This window comes from Streptomyces sp. NPDC012825 (genome assembly GCF_042900925.1).
GTDB lineage: Bacteria > Actinomycetota > Actinomycetes > Streptomycetales > Streptomycetaceae > Streptomyces.
In genome coordinates, this window is record NZ_JBIBBZ010000002.1 from 286652 (window position 1) to 305792 (window position 19141).

At 71.7% G+C, this 19141-nt stretch carries 12 protein-coding genes; 1 reads left to right on the forward strand and 11 read right to left on the reverse strand.

The genetic code is table 11. The features are described 5' to 3' along the window. Window positions 1–48: 48 nt before the first annotated feature. Window positions 49–3663 (reverse strand): CDP-glycerol glycerophosphotransferase family protein, encoded by a 3615-nt coding sequence (locus tag ACFY7E_RS06900; RefSeq protein ID WP_389481581.1) that lies wholly within the window; start codon window positions 3661–3663, stop codon window positions 49–51. A 668-nt stretch (window positions 3664–4331) separates the two neighbouring features. Here ACFY7E_RS06900 and ACFY7E_RS06905 point away from each other — a divergent pair. After that, the gene (locus ACFY7E_RS06905; RefSeq protein WP_389481583.1) at window positions 4332–6662 is read left to right on the forward strand and encodes a CDP-glycerol glycerophosphotransferase family protein; all 2331 of its coding nucleotides are present in this window, start codon (window positions 4332–4334) and stop codon (window positions 6660–6662) included. A gap of 75 nt (window positions 6663–6737) precedes the next feature. Here ACFY7E_RS06905 and ACFY7E_RS06910 read toward each other — a convergent pair whose 3' ends face one another. From ACFY7E_RS06910 to ACFY7E_RS06955, 10 genes are all read right to left on the reverse strand, one after another. Continuing rightward, window positions 6738–8141: a hypothetical protein gene (locus tag ACFY7E_RS06910; RefSeq protein ID WP_389481585.1), complete on the reverse strand. Its 1404-nt coding sequence runs from the start codon at window positions 8139–8141 to the stop codon at window positions 6738–6740. Window positions 8142–8205: 64 nt separating this feature from the next. Next, complete coding sequence (locus tag ACFY7E_RS06915) at window positions 8206–10134, reverse strand: TIGR03960 family B12-binding radical SAM protein (RefSeq protein WP_389481587.1); 1929 nt, start codon at window positions 10132–10134, stop codon at window positions 8206–8208. Between the two features lie 85 nt (window positions 10135–10219). Continuing rightward, window positions 10220–11725, reverse strand: a complete 1506-nt coding sequence (locus tag ACFY7E_RS06920; RefSeq protein WP_389481589.1) for a CHAD domain-containing protein — start codon at window positions 11723–11725, stop codon at window positions 10220–10222. A gap of 76 nt (window positions 11726–11801) precedes the next feature. After that, complete coding sequence (gene rodA, locus ACFY7E_RS06925; RefSeq protein ID WP_383443040.1) at window positions 11802–13001, reverse strand: rod shape-determining protein RodA; 1200 nt, start codon at window positions 12999–13001, stop codon at window positions 11802–11804. A 4-nt stretch (window positions 13002–13005) separates the two neighbouring features. Continuing rightward, window positions 13006–15213, reverse strand: coding sequence for a penicillin-binding protein 2 (gene mrdA / locus ACFY7E_RS06930; protein WP_389481591.1), 2208 nt, complete (start codon window positions 15211–15213; stop codon window positions 13006–13008). 19 nt (window positions 15214–15232) lie between these two features. Next, complete coding sequence (gene mreD / locus ACFY7E_RS06935; protein ID WP_383443046.1) at window positions 15233–15901, reverse strand: rod shape-determining protein MreD; 669 nt, start codon at window positions 15899–15901, stop codon at window positions 15233–15235. After that, on the reverse strand, window positions 15898–16887 hold the full coding sequence (gene mreC, locus ACFY7E_RS06940; RefSeq protein ID WP_389481593.1) for a rod shape-determining protein MreC: 990 nt from the start codon (window positions 16885–16887) through the stop codon (window positions 15898–15900). Before mreC ends, mreD begins: the two co-directional genes overlap by 4 nt. A 142-nt stretch (window positions 16888–17029) precedes the next feature. Further along, the gene (locus tag ACFY7E_RS06945; protein WP_383443052.1) at window positions 17030–18049 is read right to left on the reverse strand and encodes a rod shape-determining protein; all 1020 of its coding nucleotides are present in this window, start codon (window positions 18047–18049) and stop codon (window positions 17030–17032) included. Between the two features lie 244 nt (window positions 18050–18293). Then, the gene (gene ndk, locus ACFY7E_RS06950) at window positions 18294–18707 is read right to left on the reverse strand and encodes a nucleoside-diphosphate kinase (RefSeq protein ID WP_351972473.1); all 414 of its coding nucleotides are present in this window, start codon (window positions 18705–18707) and stop codon (window positions 18294–18296) included. A 66-nt stretch (window positions 18708–18773) separates the two neighbouring features. Next, window positions 18774–19139 carry a DUF4233 domain-containing protein gene (locus tag ACFY7E_RS06955; RefSeq protein WP_389481596.1) on the reverse strand — a complete coding sequence of 122 codons (366 nt, stop codon included), beginning with the start codon at window positions 19137–19139 and terminating at the stop codon, window positions 18774–18776. Window positions 19140–19141 lie beyond the last annotated feature (2 nt).

Sequence of the window (19141 nt, forward strand, 5' to 3'; positions counted from 1 at the left end):
CGGGGCTCTTCCGTGCGTCCGGGCCCTTCCGTTCGCCGGGAGCGCCTGCTACAGCGGCGCGCCCTCCTCGGCGATCCTGAACATCAGGTCGGCCAGGCGCGCCGACGCGTGGCCGTCGTCCAGGTCGCAGAAGAGGTGGTGGAACTTCTCGTACTTCTCCCGGTACTCGACCTCGACCTCGTCGATGCCCCGGATGGCCTCGACCAACTCGTCGGACGTGCCGATGAGCGGGCCGGGGGCGTCGTTCTCGAAGTCGAAGTAGAAGCCGCGCAGCTTGTCCCGGTAGTGCTCCAGGTCGTACGTGAAGAACAGCATCGGGCGCCGCAGGTGCGCGTAGTCGAACATGACCGACGAGTAGTCCGTGATCATGACGTCGGCGGCCAGGTAGAGGTCCGCGATGTCGGGGTACTCGGAGACGTCGAAGACGAAGCCGTTGCCCGCGCCGGGGATGCTGTCCACGATGTTGGAGTGGCGGCGGATCAGGAAGACGTGGTCGTCGCCGAGGCGGCGGCGGGCGTCCTCCAGGTCGACCCGGAGGTCGAACTTGAACTGGCCGCGGCTGTGGGAGAGGTCGTCGCGCCAGGTCGGCGCGTACAGCACGACCTTCTTGCCCTCGGGCAGGCCGAGCCGCTCGCGCACCTCGCGGGCCCGCTCGTCGCGGTCCTCGGCGTAGAGGTAGTCGTTGCGCGGGTAGCCCGTCTCGGCGATCAGGCCGTCGTAGCCCATGGCCCGCTTCAGGATGGGGGTGCTGAAGCGGTTGGACGAGACCAGGACGTTCCAGTTCGCCGCCTCCTGGACGAGGCGCTCGTGGTAGTTCGGGTCGAACTTGGGCGCGTCGATGTCCAGGCCGATCTTCTTGAGCATCGTGCCGTGCCAGGCCTGCACGATCACCTGGCCCGCCCGCCGCTTGATCCAGTGCGGGAGGTGGGCGTTGGTGACGATGTAGCGCGAGCGCGCCAGGGCCTCGTACCAGTCCCTGCCCTGGAACTTGACCGCCTGCGCGGTGTCCGGCAGCTCGACCTGGCCGTCCCTGACCAGCCACAGGTGCTTCAGGTCCGAGCCTCGGCGCAGCAGCTCCTCGTGGACCGCGCGGGGGCTGTCCGAGTACTGCTTGCCGTTGTAGCTGATGTAGAGGACCTGGTCGAGCAGCGGCAGCTCGCGGCCGCCCTCGTAGACCTCCTGGCGCAGCTGGTACTGGCGGTTCGCGCCCCACTCCGTGCGCGAGAGGTCCGACAGGCAGTTGAGCTGCGGCTGGTCCTGCCAGTGGACCTCCAGGCGGTAGTCGCGGCCGTTGTGCGACCCCTCCAGCGGGAACCGGTCCGCGGCGAGGCGGTCCACGACGAGCGGGACGTCCGGCTCGTCGTCCGACGTCTCCAGGCGGAACACCCAGCGGCCGGCCTTGAGCGGCAGCGTGCCGTTGGCCCCGGACATCGTGGAGGGGCGGAAGGACGCCTCGAAGGAGTCGCCGGAGGCCACGGTCAGCGGGACGCGGCGCTCGTCGAAGCGGTCCTTGGCGCTGATGACCAGGTGGTAGCGGTCCGAGACCTCGAAGGGCGCGGTGCCGCGCACGGTGAACGTGCCGTCCTCGACGCCGATCCCGGTGATCTTGGCGCGCAGCGGGCGCCCGGAGAACTTCAGGTAGCCGTTGGAGCCGGAGAGGACGGCCACCTCGTTGCGCGAGGCCTCCTCGCCGAAGGACTCGGGCAGCCGGATCTGGCGGTCGGCCAGGCCGTCCTGGACGACGACGCGGACCTGGCGGGGCTCCTCGCGGCCCGGCTCGTCGAACCGGAGACGCGTGCTCCAGTTGCGGCGCATCAGCTTCGCGGGGTCGGCGCCGGTGCCGGCCACGGCCTCCGCGGTGTCCAGGTGCTCGGGCAGCAGGGCGATGTCGCGCAGCGGGATCCGGACGCGCAGCGGCGTCTTCCCGTCGGCGGCCGCCGAGAGCTCCGCCGGGTAGAAGAGCTCCTCGCCGCTGCTCTGGTTGGCGACGCACAGCGAGACCTCGGTGCCCGGCGCGACCGGCTCGCGCAGCACGCCCTCGACGAGGAGGTCGTCGCCGGACGGCTCGAAGCCGGTGACCAGGAACGGCACCTTCTCGATGCGCAGCTTGAGCGCCGCCCGCCGGACCTCGGGGACCATCCGGTGGGTCTCGTCGAGCCACTGGTAGGGCGGGTAGGCCAGGCGGTCCGAGCCGTACGAGTGCACGGAGCGGGAGCGCACCAGGCCGCCGGACATGACGCGCATGCCGACGTGCCAGAGGCCCTCCTGCCACTGGCCGCCCTTGCGGAAGCGGGCGGGGTCGACGACCGTGTCCCAGCCGCCCCAGTCGAAGGTGTGGCCCCGGCCCTTGTAGCCCGACTCGGTGGTGGCCTCGGGGTCGAAGACGTTGGCCAGCGGGATCAGGACGCGGCGCTGGGTGCCTTCCTTCTTCAGCTGGAGCAGCTTGACGACGCTCCGCCTGCTGTTCTGGTCGACGCGGTCGATCCAGGCGTGGCCGGCCAGGTGCAGCTTGCCGTCCCGCCACTCCAGCTCCTTCAGCGGGGAGCGCAGCTGGAGGTCCTTGTCGATGCGCAGGACCTTCTTGGGGAGCAGCGGGGAGTCCGACTCCAGCGAGGGGAACTTCGCGTACTTGCGGACGACGCCGTCGAGCTCGACCGGCTCGCCCAGCCGCTCCGCCTCGATGAAGTCGAGCAGCTCGGCCATGGCGTGCTTGCGGACGAGCAGCCACTTGACGCGCAGGTTGGTGGGCAGCTCGCGGACCGACTTCAGGTCGACCTGGTCGAGGTACTTGTTGGCCACGCGCAGGAACTCGGTGCGGTACTCCTCGTCGCCGTCGGGCAGCACGTTGAGGAAGATGCGCAGGTCGCCGGTGAGCACGGTCCGGTCGTACTCGCGCTTGAGCGAGTCGGCGACGGGGTCCTTCCGCTCGGCCAGGAAGCGGCTGACGCTCTCCACGGCGGAGGCGCGGTCCCGGGCGGCCTTCGGCTCGGTGCGGCGCTGGGTGATCGAGGGGCTCGCCTCGCCCTCGCGCAGCCGCCAGTAGTACGTGGCCTGGCTGATGATGTCGACGGACTCGGCGAGGTACTGGGCCGGCACGATGACCGGCGTGTCCTCGTACAGCACGCCCTCGGGGAAGCGCAGGGAGTGCGTCTCCCAGAAGTCCCGGCGGAAGACCTTGTTGCAGGCGATCCGGTCCGTCAGGAGGGCGCGCTTCCTGCTGACGTGGGTGGCCTTGACCGCGCCCCGGGAGAGGAACCGGTGCATCGGGGACTGCCAGATCCTGGTGGAGTTGATGTGCTCCACGTTGCCGGTGGCGAAGGAGGAACCGGTCTCGTCCAGGCTGCTGATCATCAGCCGGTAGGCGTCCGGCGGGATCATGTCGTCGCTGTCGACGAAGGCCAGGAACTCGCTCTCCGGCGCCAGGCTTTCGAGGCCCGTGTTGCGGGCGGCGCCCAGACCGGCGTTCTCCTTGCGTATCAGCCGGAACCTGGCGTCCCTGGCCGCGAACTCCGCCGCTATCTCGTGGGACTCGTCGGTGGACCCGTCGTCGACCATGATCACTTCCAGGTCCTGGAAGGTCTGCACGGCCAGCGAGTTGAGGCAGGCGGGTAGGTACTGCGCCACGTTGTAGATCGGGACGATGACGCTGAGCCGGGGTGCCATGGAGTTCTGCGTTCCTTTCCTTTTCAGACCCGCTCGACGAGCTCGAGCGCCTGAGGGGATGACGGGGCGTGCTTCCGGTTTTCCGGCGGACCGACGACGGGGGGCGCCGCCGCCCTCCGGGAAGGATCCGCCCGACGACGTGCCGGGCCGCACGCCCGCCGTCGAACCGCAGTGCTCCTCCCGGTACCCGGTCCGCAGCTTAGCCGCCGGCCCGTCCGCCCCGGCGCCGGAGAAGCGGGCCCCGGCGGGCCCGGTCGGGGGCCGGGAGTCCCGGTGTGACGGACGTCTCCGCGCGGGACCGGCTCCGCGCGCGGCCGCACGCGGAAGAACGCGGTGCGTGCGGGGACCCACAGGGTCGCTCGGGACATTCCTCACCAGCCCGTCGGCCTACATGACGCTGCGGCGGCCCCCGGCCGCCGCAGCCCTCCACGATAGACGATGGCCCCCGCCCGGCGTCCTTGCGCCGTTGGGCCCCCGCTCACCACGGGGAAAGGGGCCGTTCACCGGGAGCGGGCCCGCCGCCGCCGACGGGGGCGCCGCACGGCACGCCGGCAGCCGCGGAAACCGCGCCCCCCGGGCCCTCGAACATCACAGCCCCGGGGGTTTCCAGCTCACAGAGGCGCTCCTGCATACTGCGTTCGAGCGGTTCGACTGAGGAGACACAAGCCATGCCGGCTGCAGCTACCCCCCGTTTCAGCGTGATCATCCCTGTGTACGGGGTCGAGGGCTACATCCGCGAGTGCCTCGAATCGGTGACGTCACAGAGTTGGCCGGACTTCGAGATCGTCGCGGTCGACGACTGCTCCCTCGACGGCAGCGGCGCGATCGTCGACGAGTTCGCCGCGCGCGACCCCCGGGTGCGCGCCGTCCACCGCGCCGAGAACGGCGGCATCGGCGCGGCCCGCAACACCGGCATCGAGCACGCCCGCGGCGACTACCTCCTCTTCCTCGACGGCGACGACTCCATCCGCCCCGGCTCCCTGGAGGCCATGGCGAAGCGGCTGGACGCGGCCGGGGACCCGGAGATCCTGCTCTTCGACCACGTCCGCACCCACGTCGACGGCTCCGTCGAGGCCAGCAAGACCGGCCCGTACCTGGCCGGCATCCGCGACCGGGTGGTCAACCCGGTGGACGAGCTCGAACTCCTGCGGATCTTCGCCGTGGTCTGGAACCGCCTCTACCGCCGCGACTTCTTCACCGCCGGCGGCTTCGACGGAAAGGGCTTCTCCTTCACCGACGGCCTGTACGAGGACGCGCTCGTGGTCTACACGACCATGGCCGCCGCCGAGCGCGTCGCGGGCCTGGAGCACGTCGTCGTCGAGTACCGGCAGCGCCGGCAGGGCAGCTCCATGCGCAGCAGCTCCCCGCGCAAGCACTTCGTGATCTTCGACCAGTACCAGCGGGTCTTCGACTACCTCGACGGCCGCCCCGGCCTCGACGCGTACCGCGCGCTCGTCTTCGAGCGGATGGTCTCCCACTTCCTCTACACCTTCGCCCGGGGCTTCCGAATACCCCGCAGCCACCGCCGCGCCTACCTCAAGCGGGCCGGCCAGGTCTACCGCCGCAACGAGCCCGCGGGCTTCACCCCGCCGCCCGGCATGGTGGGCCTGAAGTTCAAGGTGGTGCGGACCGGCTCGTACACCGCCTTCGAGGCCCTCAAGGCGGCCAACGGCACCCGCGAGAACGCCTTCCGCGCCCTCGGTCGCACCAAGCGCTGGGGCGGCCGCAGGACCCTGCGCGCCTACTACGCCGTGCAGCGCCGCCTGCCCGTCGACGAGAACCTCGCCGTCTACTCGGCGTACTGGGGCCGCACCCCCGGCTGCAACCCGCTCGCCGTCCACGAGGCCGCCAGGAAGCTCGCGCCCGGCGTGCGCGGCGTGTGGGTCGTGAACCAGGAGTACGCCGGCACCGTGCAGCCCGGTCTGGAGCGGATCGCCCCCGCCACCTTCGGCTACTGGAAGGCGCTCGCCCGGGCCAAGTACCTGGTCAACAACGTCAACTTCCCCGACACCGTGATCAAGCGCCCCGGCCAGATCCACCTCCAGACCCACCACGGCACCCCGCTCAAGCGGATGGGCCTCGACCAGCAGAAGTACCCGGCCGTCGCCCGCAGCATGGACTTCGGCAAGCTCCTGGAGCGCGTCGACCGCTGGGACTACAGCGTCTCGTCCAACCAGCACTCCACCGAGCACTGGGAGCGGGTCTACCCGGCCGCCTTCCGGACCCTGGACACCGGCTATCCCCGCAACGACGTCCACTACCGCGCCACCGCGGCGGACGTGCGCCGGGTCCGCGAGGAGCTCGGCATCGAGCGGGGCAGGAAGGCGATCCTGTACGCCCCCACCGTGCGCGACCACCAGAAGGACGCGTTCGTCGCGCGCCTGGACCTCGCCCGTTTCGCCCGCGAGCTCGGCCCGGACTTCGTCCTCCTCGTCCGCGCCCACTACTTCTACGGCGGCGACCCGGAGCTGAGCGCCCTCGCCGAGCGGGGCGCGCTGGTCGACGTGTCGCGGCACCCGTCGGTGGAGGACCTCTGCCTCGCGGCGGACGCGCTGATCACCGACTACTCGTCGATCATGTTCGACTACGCCAACCTCGACCGGCCGATCGTGACGTACGCCGACGACTGGGAGTCCTACCGGACCTGCCGGGGCGTGACCTTCGACCTGCTCTCCGGCGAGCCCGGCGACACCCCCGGCGTGATCGCGACCACCGAGGACGAGCTGATCGAGGCGTTCCGCGGCGGCGCCTGGGAGGGCGAGCGGGCCGCCGTCCTGCGGCGCGCCTTCCGGGAGCGCTTCTGCTCGTGGGACGACGGCTCCGCGGCGGAGCGGGTCGTCCGCCGGGTCTTCCTCGGCGAGGAGCCCCCGCGTCCCCCGGTCGTCCCCCTGGCCGAGCGCACCCCGGCCCCGACGCCCGCTTCGGCCGAGGCGCAGGGCCTCCTGCGCGCACCGCGCACGGACCAGGACGGCCCGGCCCCGGTCCCCTCGGACCGCTAGGACCCCCCCCGCACGGACCAGGAGAGGTGCCCGGTGGACGACCACCGGGCGCCTCTCCGCGTCCGTCCCCCCGTTTCACCCCCGCTTCCGCAGGGAGACCTCGGGGGTGCTCGTCGTACCGAGCGGGGTACGCACCGGGGCGGCCACCGGCTCCCGGGGCCCGGCCGGGCGGGCCGCGCCGACGAAGGCGCGCCAGGCGTCCGCGCGGGCCTCCCGGACGGTGGCGCGGGCCGAGGCGAGCGCCTCCCGCGCGGCGCGTCCCGCCTCGGCGGTGATCCTGCGGGCCGGGACCCAGACGTCGTCCCGGACCCAGCGCCCGGCCGGCCGGACGACGGACGCCCAGACCCGGGCGAGGGGGCGCGCGACGAGGTTCCGGGCGCACCACCGGAGCCCGTGCCAGATCTGGGCGAGGGGCCGCGCGACCAGGTTCCGCCCGCACCACCGGAGCACCCGCCACACCCGGACCAGAGGCCGTCCGACCAGGTTCCACGCGAGCCACTTGAGCCCCCGGCCGACGGCCCGCGACACGAAGCCGGCGGCTCGCCAGCACAGGGCGAGCGCGTCCCGCACCTCCCGGCCGACGGGGACGAGGACCCGGTTCCAGAGCCAGAGGACGGGGACGGCGACCCCGTACCGGGCGACGGGCACGACCGTGTACCGCCACAGCCCGACCCACGGCCACACGAACAGGGCCAGGCCCAGCCGGGGGAGGAACCACCCGAGGCCCCGTCCGGCCTGCCGGAAGGACCACCCCAGGCCCCGCCCCAGCGGGACGAGCACGTGCCGGCCGAGCCAGACGGCGGGGACGGCGACCCCGTACCGGAGCAGCGGGAGCAGGACGTACCGGAAGAGCGCGGCCAGGGGGATGAGGAGCAGCTTCTCCAGGAGGAAGAGGGAGCCGGTGCCGAGCGGGGCGAGGGCCCGGCGGTACAGCCACGCGGCGGGGACGGCGATGCCGTACCGGGCGACCGGCACCACCACGTACCGCCACAGCCCGACCCACGGCCACACGAACACCGCCCTGAACAGCCACGCCAGCCCCCGGCCCAGCCGGGGCAGGAGCCGTTCGATCCCCTCCCCCGCCGCCGCGAGGGCCCGGAGCAGACCGTGTCCGGCCGGGCGCAGGAGCGTGCGGTACAGCCACGCGGCCGGGACCGCGATCCCGTACCGGGCGACCGGCACCACCACGTACCGCCACAGCCCCACCCACGGCCACACGAGCACCGCCTCGAGCAGCCACGCCAGGCCCCGGCCCGCCGGTGTGAGGACCGACCGGTACAGCCACCGGGCCGGAAGGGCCACCGCGCGTTCGAAGAGCCACGCCAGGGCGCGGCCCGCGGGGCGGAGCAGGGCGCGGTCGAGGAGGCGGCCCGCGGCGGTGAGGGCGTCCCAGGCCATGCGGACCGGCAGGACGGCGACGAGCACGACGATCCGGACGGGGACGCGGATCAGCGCGGGCGGCGGGTGTTCCATGCTCATGCCGAACATGACGCGACGGCCCGGCGGAGGGTTCATCCCTCCGCCGGGCCGTCGTCCGGGCGTCCTACTTCTTGACCGTCAGCGGCAGCAGCTTCTTGCCGGTGGGGCCGATCTGGATGTGCGTGTCCATCTGCGGGCACACGCCGCAGTCGAAGCACGGCGTCCAGCGGCAGTCCTCGACCTCGGTCTCGTCGAGGGCGTCCTGCCAGTCCTCCCAGAGCCAGTCCTTGTCGAGACCGGAGTCCAGGTGGTCCCAGGGCAGGACCTCCTCGTAGGTGCGCTCGCGGGTGGTGTACCAGGCGACGTCCACGCCGTACTCGGGCAGCGTCTTCCCGGCGCAGGCCATCCAGCGGTCGTACGAGAAGTGCTCGCGCCAGCCGTCGAAGCGGCCGCCGTCCTCGTAGACGGCGCGGATGACGGCGCCGAGGCGCCGGTCGCCGCGCGAGAGGAGGCCCTCGACGATGCCGGGCTTGCCGTCGTGATAGCGGAAGCCGATCGAGCGCCCGTACTTCTTGTCGCCGCGGATCTTGTCGCGGAGCTTGCGCAGGCGCTCGTCCGTCTCCTCGGCCGAGAGCTGCGGGGCCCACTGGAAGGGGGTGTGCGGCTTGGGCACGAAGCCGCCGATGGAGACGGTGCAGCGGATGTCGTTCTGGCCGGAGACCTTGCGGCCCTCGGCGATCACGTTCATCGCCATGTCGGCGATCTGGAGGACGTCCTCGTCGGTCTCCGTCGGCAGGCCGCACATGAAGTACAGCTTCACCTGGCGCCAGCCGTTGCCGTACGCGGTGGAGACGGTCCGGATCAGGTCCTCCTCCGAGACCATCTTGTTGATGACCTTGCGCATGCGCTCGGAGCCGCCCTCGGGGGCGAAGGTGAGGCCGGAGCGGCGTCCGTTCCTGGTCAGTTCGTTGGCCAGGTCGACGTTGAAGGCGTCCACGCGGGTCGAGGGGAGGGACAGGCCCACCTTGTCCTCGGTGTAGCGGTCCGCGAGGCCCTTGGCGATCTCGCCGATCTCGGTGTGGTCCGCCGAGGAGAGCGAGAGGAGGCCGACCTCCTCGAAGCCCGTCGCCTTGAGGCCCTTCTCGACCATCTCGCCGATGCCGGTGATGCTTCGCTCCCGCACGGGGCGCGTGATCATGCCGGCCTGGCAGAAGCGGCAGCCGCGGGTGCAGCCGCGGAAGATCTCGACGGACATGCGCTCGTGGACGGTCTCCGCGAGCGGGACGAGGGGCTGCTTGGGGTAGGGCCACTCGTCGAGGTCCATGACGGTGTGCTTGGAGACGCGCCACGGCACGCCGGACCGGTTGGGCACGACGCGGCCGATGCGGCCGTCCGGGAGGTACTCGACGTCGTAGAAGCGCGGGATGTAGACGTTCCCGGTCCTCGCGAGGCGGAAGAGGACCTCTTCGCGGCCGCCCGGCCTGCCCTCCGCCTTCCACGCGCGGATGATCGCGGTCATGTCGAGGACGGCCTGCTCGCCGTCGCCGATGACCGCCGCGTCGATGAAGTCCGCGATCGGCTCGGGGTTGAAGGCGGCGTGGCCGCCGGCGAGCACGATGGGGTGGTCGACGGTGCGGTCCTCGGCCTCCAGCGGGATGCCGGCGAGGTCGAGCGCGGTGAGCATGTTGGTGTAGCCCAGCTCCGTGGAGAAGGACAGGCCGAACACGTCGAAGGCGCCCACCGGGCGGTGGCTGTCGACGGTGAACTGCGGGACCCCGTGCTCGCGCATCAGCTCTTCGAGGTCCGGCCACACGCTGTAGGTGCGCTCGGCGAGGACGCCCTCGCGCTCGTTGAGCACCTCGTAGAGGATCATGACGCCCTGGTTGGGCAGGCCGACCTCGTACGCGTCCGGGTACATCAGCGCCCAGCGGACGTCGCACTCGTCCCAGGGCTTGACCGTGGAGTTCAGCTCTCCGCCGACGTACTGGATCGGCTTCTGCACGTGCGGGAGCAGGGCTTCGAGCTGCGGGAAGACAGACTCGGCAGCAGACATCTCGAACCTTCGTGAGCGGGCAGGGGGCGACTCTCAAGCGTACCCCGGTGCCCGGCGGCCCCGAGCCGCCCCGGAATCCCCGGGCTCAGAGGGACGCGGCCCGTGCCCAGACCCCGGGGAGGGCGCGCTCGGCCGCGTCCGCCGCCGCCTCCTCCCTGCCGTGGAGAAGTCCCCAGGTGAAGGTGGTCTCGCCGGCCGTGTGGGCCTGGACGGCGAGTTCGCGGAGGGTGGTGCGGGCGACGACGCCGTCCTGGTGTTCGCCGAGCAGGGACTGGACCTTCTTCACGCGTGCGGCGAACTTCTTCGCGGGTTCGCCGAGGGTGGGGCGGGCCGCGTCGGCGGCGTAGCGGGCGCGTTTGGCGGCCTTGCGGGCCTCGTGGAGGGCGAGGTCGCGCTCGTGGCCGGGAGCGAGGGAGAGGGCGTGGCCGACGCGGGCGGCGAGCCGGGCGTGGTCCTTGCGGACGGCGCGGGCGAGGACCTTCGCGGCGTCGCGGGAGGCGGCCTTCCGCAGGGGCGGGTCGGCGAGCAGGGCGTCGAGGCGGTCGAGGAGGGCGAGGTACCGGTCGGAGTCGAGGGCGGCGAGGGCCCGGCGGCGGGCGTCCTTGGTGCGGGCGGTGTCCCAGATCCGCAGGCGGGCCTTGACCGGGCCGAGGCGCAGGGTCCGGGGCACGTCGGCGAGGTGGGCGCGCAGCCGTGCGGCGAGGACCTCCTGGTCGCGGGCGACGCCCAGCTCGCCCGCGAGCCACTTGAGCTCCTCGCCGAGGGGGTCGGTGGCGTCGCGGTCGAGGACGGAGCGGTACGTCTTGAGGGCGCTGCGCAGGCGGCGGCAGGCGACGCGGAGCTGGTGGACGGCGTCGGGCAGGTCGCGGCGGACGGCGGGGTCGAGCGCGACGATCGCCCCGGCCTGTTCCCGTACGTAGGCGAGGACGGCGGCTCCGGCGGTGCCGGGTTCGCCGGACGGGGCGGCGGGGCGCCCGTCGGGGCGCTCGCCCTCGGGGGTCGTCTCCGCGAGGGCCTTGGCCAGCTTGGAGGGGGCGTGGGAGGGGCGGATGCCGACCTTGCGCAGGCGTTTCCCGACGGCGTCGAGGATGCGGGGGTCGGCGTCGTCGGCGGCCTCGACCTCGATCTCGGTCCAGGAGGCCCGGGGTCCTCCGGGCAGGCGCCGGGCGTGGACGGTGTCGACGGAGAGTTCGGCGAGGAGGTCGCCGTCGGCGTCGAGGAGGCGGCGGACGTCGCGGGCGGAGCGGAGGCGGACGACGGGCACGACCTCGCCGCCGCGGACGCGGGAGCGCAGCAGGGCCGCCAGGTCGGGCGGGAGGGTGTCGGAGAGCGGGGCCCTGATCTCGTCGCGGACGCCGGCGGAGACGGGGAACTTCAGGTGCCAGCCCTCGTCCGGGCCGCCGGTGCGGCGGCGCAGGGTGATCGAGTCGGCGGCCAGGCGCAGGTCGGGGGTGTCGTGGTAGGTGGCGTCGAGTTCCGTGACGCCCTCGTCGACGACGGTCGCGACGTCCCGGACCCGGGTGAGGTCCGGGACGTGGCTTCCCGCCGTGGCTTCGTACTTCCGCTCGATCTCGCGCTTCGTCTCGGCCATACCCCGCGTCTAACCGTCCGTGGGCCCGCTTACTCGGCCGGACGGGCGGAAAGACCGGTTCCCGACCCGTCCGGTCTCAGGCGGTCATCGGGCGCTGGACGCGGATCGACTGGAGGAGTCCGATGGCCACCCAGACCGCGAACATCGACGAGCCGCCGTACGAGACGAACGGCAGCGGCAGGCCCGCGACCGGCATGATGCCGAGGGTCATGCCGATGTTCTCGAAGGACTGGAAGCCGAACCAGGCGATGATGCCGGCCGCGACGACCGTGCCGTACAGCTCGGTGGTCTCGCGGGCGATCCGGCAGGCGCGCCAGAGGACGATCCCGAGGAGGACGAGGATGAGGCCGGCGCCGACGAAGCCCAGTTCCTCGCCCGCGACGGTGAAGATGAAGTCGGTCTGCTGCTCGGGCACGAACTGGCCGCTGGTCTGGTGGCCCTGGAAGAGGCCCGTGCCGTACAGGCCTCCGGAGCCGATCGCGATGCGGGCCTGGTTGGTGTTGTAGCCGACGCCGGCCGGGTCGAGGTCGGGGTTGGCGAAGGCCGCGAAGCGGTTGATCTGGTACTCGTCGAGCATTCCGAGGGTGGTGACGAGGACCGCGCCGAGGACGCCCGCGCCGATCAGGCCGAGGACCCAGCGGTTGGACGCCCCGGAGGCGAGCAGCACGCCGAGGACGATGACCGCCATCACCATGACCGAGCCGAGGTCGGGCATCAGCATGACGATGCCCATGGGGAGGGCGGCGAGGACGAGGGCCTTGGCGACGGTTCCGTGGTCGGGGTGGAGCTGGTCCCCCGCGTCGACCTTGGCCGCGAGCAGCATCGCCATGATCAGGATGATCGTGATCTTGACGAACTCGCTGGGCTGGAGGGAGAAGCCGCCGCCGATCACGATCCACGCGTGCGCGCCGTTGATGGTGGCGCCGAGGGGGGTGAGGACGGCGAGGATCAGCAGGATCGAGATGCCGTAGAGGACGGGCACGGCTCCGCGCAGGGTGCGGTGGCCGAGCCAGACCGTGCCGGCCATCAGGGCGAGGCCGATGCCGGTGTTGAGGAGGTGCCGGAAGAGGAAGTAGTACGGGTCGCCCTGGTTGAGCTGGGTGCGGCCCCGGGTGGCGGACCAGACGAGCAGGGCGCCCAGGAGGGAGAGGGCGAGCGCCGAGAGCAGCATCGGCCAGTCGAGGCGGCGCAGCACCGAGTCGCGGGCGGTGAGCTTCACGAGCGGACCGCGCTGGGGGGCGTAGCGGGAGACGGAGAAGCTGGTGCGGGTCGTCATCGGGTCAGTCCCTCCGGCCGGGCGGCGGTCCGGCGAGCGGCGGCTGCCCGTCGTCCTCCTGGGTGGGGCCGTCGCTCTTCGCGGGGTCGGGTTTCTGCGCGGCGGGATCGTACGGCCGGACCGCGGGGGCGTCGATGGTGCCGTAGCGGTTGATTTTCGGCAGGGTCTTCTGCGGTCCGGGCAGCAGGGCCCTCTTGAGGTCCTGGTTGCCCTCGTCGTCGAGTCCGTAGAGGGCGTCGTAGATGTTGCGCACGGCGGGGCCGGAGGCGCCGGAGCCGGTGCCGCCCTGGGAGATCGTCATGACGATGGTGAAGTCGTCGGTGTAGGTGGCCAGCCAGGAGGTGGTCTGCTTGCCGTACACCTGGGCGGTGCCGGTCTTGGCCCGCATCGGGATCTTGTCCTGGGGCCAGCCTCCGAAGCGCCAGGCGGCGGTGCCGCCGGGCTCGACGACGGAGCGCAGTCCCTTGTCGAGGTCCCGGACGGTCTGGGCGTTGATCGGGAGCCTGCCGTGGGCCTTGGGGGCGATCTCCCGGACGCTCTTGCCGTCGGGGCCGATCACGGCCTTGCCGACGGTGGGGTCGTAGAGGGTGCCCCCGTTGGAGATGGCGGCGTAGATGGTGGCCATCTGGATGGGGGTGACGAGGACGTCGCCCTGGCCGATGGCGAAGTTGATGCTGTCGTAGGCCTTCAGCTGGTTGCCTTCGAGGCAGCTCTCGTAGGCGATCTGCTGGACGTAGCTGCCGCCCTTCTTGCCCTGCTTGCACCAGACGTCCTTGTTGGCCGCCCAGAAGCTCTGCTTCCACTGGCGGTCGGGGACGCGGCCCGTGACCTCGTTCGGCAGGTCGACGCCGGTCTCGGCGCCGAGCCCGAAGTCACGGGCGGTACGGTAGAACCAGTCCTTGGCGTCCTTCTTGGGCTTTATTCCGCCGTCACGCTGCCACTCCTGGTGCCCGAGGGCGTAGAAGACGGTGTTGCAGGAGTACTTGAGGGCCTCGCCGAGGGTGATGGGGCCGTGTCCCTGGGACTCGAAGTTGGCGAAGCTGCGGCTGCCGAGGCTGTAGGAGCTGCTGCAGTTGTACTTGTCGTTGAAGTCGTGGCCGGCCCGCACGGCGGCGCTCGCCGAGATCACCTTGAAGATGGAGCCGGCGGGGGCCTGGCCCTGGATGGCGCGGTTGAGCAGCGGGTAGTTGGAGGCCTTGCTGGTCAGGGTGGAGTAGTCCTTGGCGGAGATGCCGCCGACCCAGGCGTTGGGGTCGTAGTCGGGCTGGGAGGCCATCGCGACGATGCGGCCGGTCCTGGTCTCCATGACGACGACGGCGCCCGCGTCGGCCTCGTACTTGCGGCCGGTGATGTTGTCGGTCTCGTTCCGGACGGCCTTCATCGCCGCGTGGAGCTCGTACTCGGCGGCGGCCTGGACCCGGGCGTCGATGCTGGTGACGAGGGTGGAGCCGGCCACTCCCGGATCGGACTCGGCCTGGCCCATGACGCGGCCGAGGTTGTCGACCTCGTAGCGGGTCACGCCGGCCTTGCCCCGCAGCTCCTTGTCGTACGTCCGCTCGATGCCGGAGCGGCCGACCTGGTCGGAGCGGAGGAACGGCGAGTCGGTGTCCTTGGCCTTCTCGATCTCGGAGTCGGTGACGGGCGAGAGGTAGCCGAGCACCTGCGCGGTGCGGGCCTTGCCCGGGGCCGGGTAGCGGCGGACGGCGGTGGGCTCGGCGGTGATGCCGGGGAAGTTCTCCGAGCTCTCACGGATCGTCAGCGCCTGCTGGGTGGTGGCCTCGTCCGTGACGGGGATCGGCTGGTAGGGAGAACCGTTCCAGCAGGGCTTGGGCGTCTGGGAGTCGCAGAGCCGGATCCTGTTGATGACGTCCTGCGGCTTCATGCCGAGGACGCCGGCGAGCCGGGTGAGGACCGCCTTGCCGTCGTCCTTCATCTTCATCAGCTCGGTGCGGGACGCGGAGACCACGAGCCGGGTCTCGTTGTCGGCGAGCGGGACGCCGCGCGCGTCCAGGATCGAGCCGCGGACGGCGGGCTGGACGACCTGCTGGACGTGGTTGTTCCTGGCCTCGTCCGTGTACTCCTTGCCGTTGCGGATCTGGAGGTACCAGAGCCGTCCCCCCAGGGTGAGGAGCAGGGAGAAGACGAGGATCTGGATGACGACGAGCCGGATCCGGACCCGGGGGGTCCGGCCGGTCTCGGGGATGTTGCTCATGCTGCCTTGGCCCCCTCGGTCACAGTCGCTTGACTCCCTTGATGCGTCCGGCCCGTGAGGCCCGGTTCCGTGCGGCCTTCACGCGCAGGCCGCCGCGCTGGGTCCCGATGCTCAGGCCGGTGCCGGAGGAGAGCCAGCCGGAGGCGACGTCGGTGCCCGCTCCCCCGCCGGTGTCGGCGAGCGGATCGTTCTCGGCGCGCCGGGCCAGCGCCATGACGAGCGGCACCGTGAAGGGCGCGAGGAGCAGGTCGTACAGGGCCGCGGTGAACAGCAGGGAGGTCAGGCCGACGTGGCGGGCGGCGGTGTCGCCGACGAGGGCGCCGACGCCCGCGTAGAGGAGCGTGGAGCCGACGGCCGCGGCGACGACGACGGCCATGGGGCCGAGCGCCGAGGTCAGCCGGCCGTTCTCGGGGCGGGCCAGGCCGACGAGGTAGCCGACGAGGCAGAGCACGAGGGCGTAGCGGCCGGCGGCGTGGTCGGCGGGCGGGGCGAGGTCGGCGAGGAGGCCGGCGGTGAAGCCGATGAGGGCGCCGCTGACGTGTCCGTAGACGAGGGCGAGGCCGACGACGGTGAGGAGGACGAGGTCGGGGACGGCACCGGGGAGCTGGAGGCGGGCGAGGACGGAGACCTGGACGACCAGGGCGACCGCGATCAGGGCGGCGGAGAGGAGGATGCGGTTGAACTTCACGGTGTCGCGTCCCCCTGGTCCCCGCCCTGATCCGGGCCGGCTTGGTTCTGGGCCTGTTCCTGTCCCGGCTGTTGGCTGCCCGTCGGTTTCGGCGTGGCCGTGACCGTGACGGTCGGCGCGGGCCCGGGCTTGCGCGGCAGGACCGCGTCGCGCGGGTTGGAGCGCGGGGCCTGGACGACGACGCCGACGATGTCGAGCTTGGTGAAGCCGACGTACGGGCGGACGTAGACGTTGCGGGTCAGGCCGCCGCCCCCCGGGTCGACGCGGACGATCTCGCCGACCGGGACGCCGGGCACGAAGGGCCGGTCGGCGCGCGAGCCGAAGGTGACGAGGCGGTCGCCGGGCTTCACCTCGGCCTTGCCGTTGAGGAGCTGGACGCGCAGCGGGCTGTTGCCCTGGCCGGTGGCGAAGCCGAGTTCGTCGCTCTTCTCCATGCGGGTGCCGACGGTGAAGTCGGGGTCGTTGGCGAGGAGGACGGTGGAGGTGGAGGGGCCGACGGTGGTGACGCGGCCGACGAGCCCGGCGCCGTTGAGCACGGTCATGTCCCGCTGGATGCCGTCACGGGCGCCGACGTCGATGGTGACGGTCCAGGAGAAGCCCTGGGCCGCTCCTATGGCGACGACCTGGGCGCCCTTGATGCCGTACTGGCCGGCTCCGGCGGTCCTGAGCAGGGTGTCGAGCTCGTTCAGGCGGCTGCGGTTGCGGTCGTCGCTGCCGAGCTTCGCCTTCAGCTCGGCGTTCTCCTTCTCCAGGGCGGCGATCCGGGTGTGCCGCTCGCCGGAGTCCCGTACCGCCCCTATGGCGTTGCCGACGGGGTCGACGGCGGCGGCCACACCGTTCTCGACCGGTCCGAAGACCGCCGCCGCGGCCTGCCGGGCACCGTCGACGGGTGATTCCCGGCCGCCGCGGATGTCCACCGTGATCAGTGCGAACGCGATGGCGATCAGCAGTACCAGGAGCAGCCGGCTCTCTCGTGTGTCCCTCACGTGCGGCGGCCGTGCCTTTCCTCGTGGTCCGTCTGTTCCGTTGTTCCGTGGTGCGCGCGGTGGTGCGCGTGGTCGTGCGAGTACGAGCGGGTGTGCGGGGGCCCGGTGCGGTAGTTGTACCGCACCGGGCCGTCCCGCGGTGTCAGCGGCGCGGCTGCGCGTCGAGGACCTGCTGGAGGGCCTCGAACTCCTCCACGCACTTGCCGGAGCCGAGCGCCACCGAGTCCAGCGGGTCCTCGGCGATGTGGATCGGCATGCCGGTCTCGCGGCGGAGGCGCTCGTCGAGGCCGCGCAGCAGGGCGCCGCCACCGGTGAGGACGATGCCGCGGTCCATGACGTCGCCGGAGAGCTCCGGCGGGCACTTGTCGAGGGTGGTCTTCACCGCGTCGACGATCGCGTTGACCGGCTCCTCGATGGCCTTGCGGACCTCGGCGGCGGAGATGACCACGGTCTTGGGGAGTCCCGAGACGAGGTCGCGGCCGCGGATCTCGGTGTGCTCGTCCTGCTCCAGGTCGTAGGCGGAGCCGATGGTGATCTTGATCTGCTCGGCCGTGCGCTCGCCGAGGAGGAGCGAGTACTCCTTCTTGACGTGCTGGATGATCGCGTTGTCCAGCTCGTCGCCGGCCACCCGGATGGACTGTGCCGTGACGATTCCGCCAAGGGAGATGACGGCGACCTCGGTGGTGCCGCCGCCGATGTCCACGACCATGTTGCCGGTGGCCTCGTGGACGGGGAGGCCCGAGCCGATGGCCGCCGCCATGGGCTCCTCGATGATGTGCACCTGGCGGGCGCCGGCCTGGGTCGAGGCCTCGATGACGGCGCGGCGCTCCACTCCGGTGATGCCGGAGGGCACGCAGACGACGACCCGGGGGCGGGCCAGGTAGCGGCGCTTGTGGATCTTGAGGATGAAGTAGCGGAGCATCCGCTCGGTGATCTCGAAGTCGGCGATCACGCCGTCCTTGAGGGGGCGCACGGCGACGATGTTGCCGGGGGTCCGGCCGATCATCTTCTTCGCCTCTGCGCCGACCGCCAGGATGCCGCCGGTGTTGGTGTTGATCGCGACGACGGACGGCTCGTTCAGAACGATGCCTCGCCCCCTGACGTACACCAGCGTGTTGGCGGTCCCGAGGTCGACAGCCATGTCACGGCCGATGAACGACATTGAGTTCCCCTTGATTTCCCATGGCTGAGAGTGGTGCGGCGTGGAGTTTTCCATCGTAGTGCTGCCCGCCCGGATGCCGCGCGGTGGTCCACCTCTGTACAGGTGACGGCAGGATGCGGCGATCCGTTCCCGGGATTGTCGTTCATATGCCTGGGGGCGACCGAAATTCCTTCGGTCGCCCCATCGCGATGGTGCGTTCGGCTGACGCCGGATCAGACGGGACCCGGAGCGAGCGGAGTACGGATCAGACCAGACCCGGGAAGAAGATCTTCAGCTCGCGGAGGGCCGACTCCTCGGAGTCCGAGGCGTGGATCAGGTTCTCGCGGACGATGGTGCCGAAGTCGCCCCGGACGGAGCCCGGCGCGGCGGCGATCGGGTCGGTCGGGCCGGCGAGCTGCCGGACGCCCTCGATGACCCGCTCGCCCTCGACGACCAGCGCGACGACGGGGCCGGAGGACATGAAGCCCATCAGCGGCTCGTAGAAGGGCTTGCCCTTGTGCTCGCCGTAGTGCTGCTCCAGCGTCTCCTGGTCCAGCTCGCGCAGCTCCAGGGCCGCGAGCGTCCAGCCGGCCTTGCGCTCGATGCGGCCGATGATCTCGCCGACCAGGCCGCGGCGGACGGCGTCGGGCTTGAGCAGGACGAGCGTGCGCTGGCTCACGGGGGAACTCCTTCGGGAAAAGCGGTGTGCGGGCCTCCGAGGCTACAGGGCCCGCACGAGCCCCGATTACGCAGCGTCAGGCTCTGCCGGACCCTGGGCGGCCTGCGACGCGGCCCAGCGGGCCTTGACCTCGTCGACCTTCCGGCCGTAGTGCACGGAGGCCCACCACAGGGCGGCGAAGGCCGCTCCGAGGAAGAATATGACCGGGACGAAGAAGCCGCTGGCGATCAGGCCGATCTGGAGCGCCCAGCCGAGCTGGACGCCGCCGGGCCGGGTGACCATCCCGCACAGCAGCACCGAGAAGACCATGGCGACCCCGCAGACCCACCAGACGGTGGACGTCGCCAGCGTGTCGTCCTTCATGGCGACGAGCCCGGCGAAGCCGATCACGAAGAACTCGCCGATCAGCGTCGAGGAACAGAGCGTGCGCATGG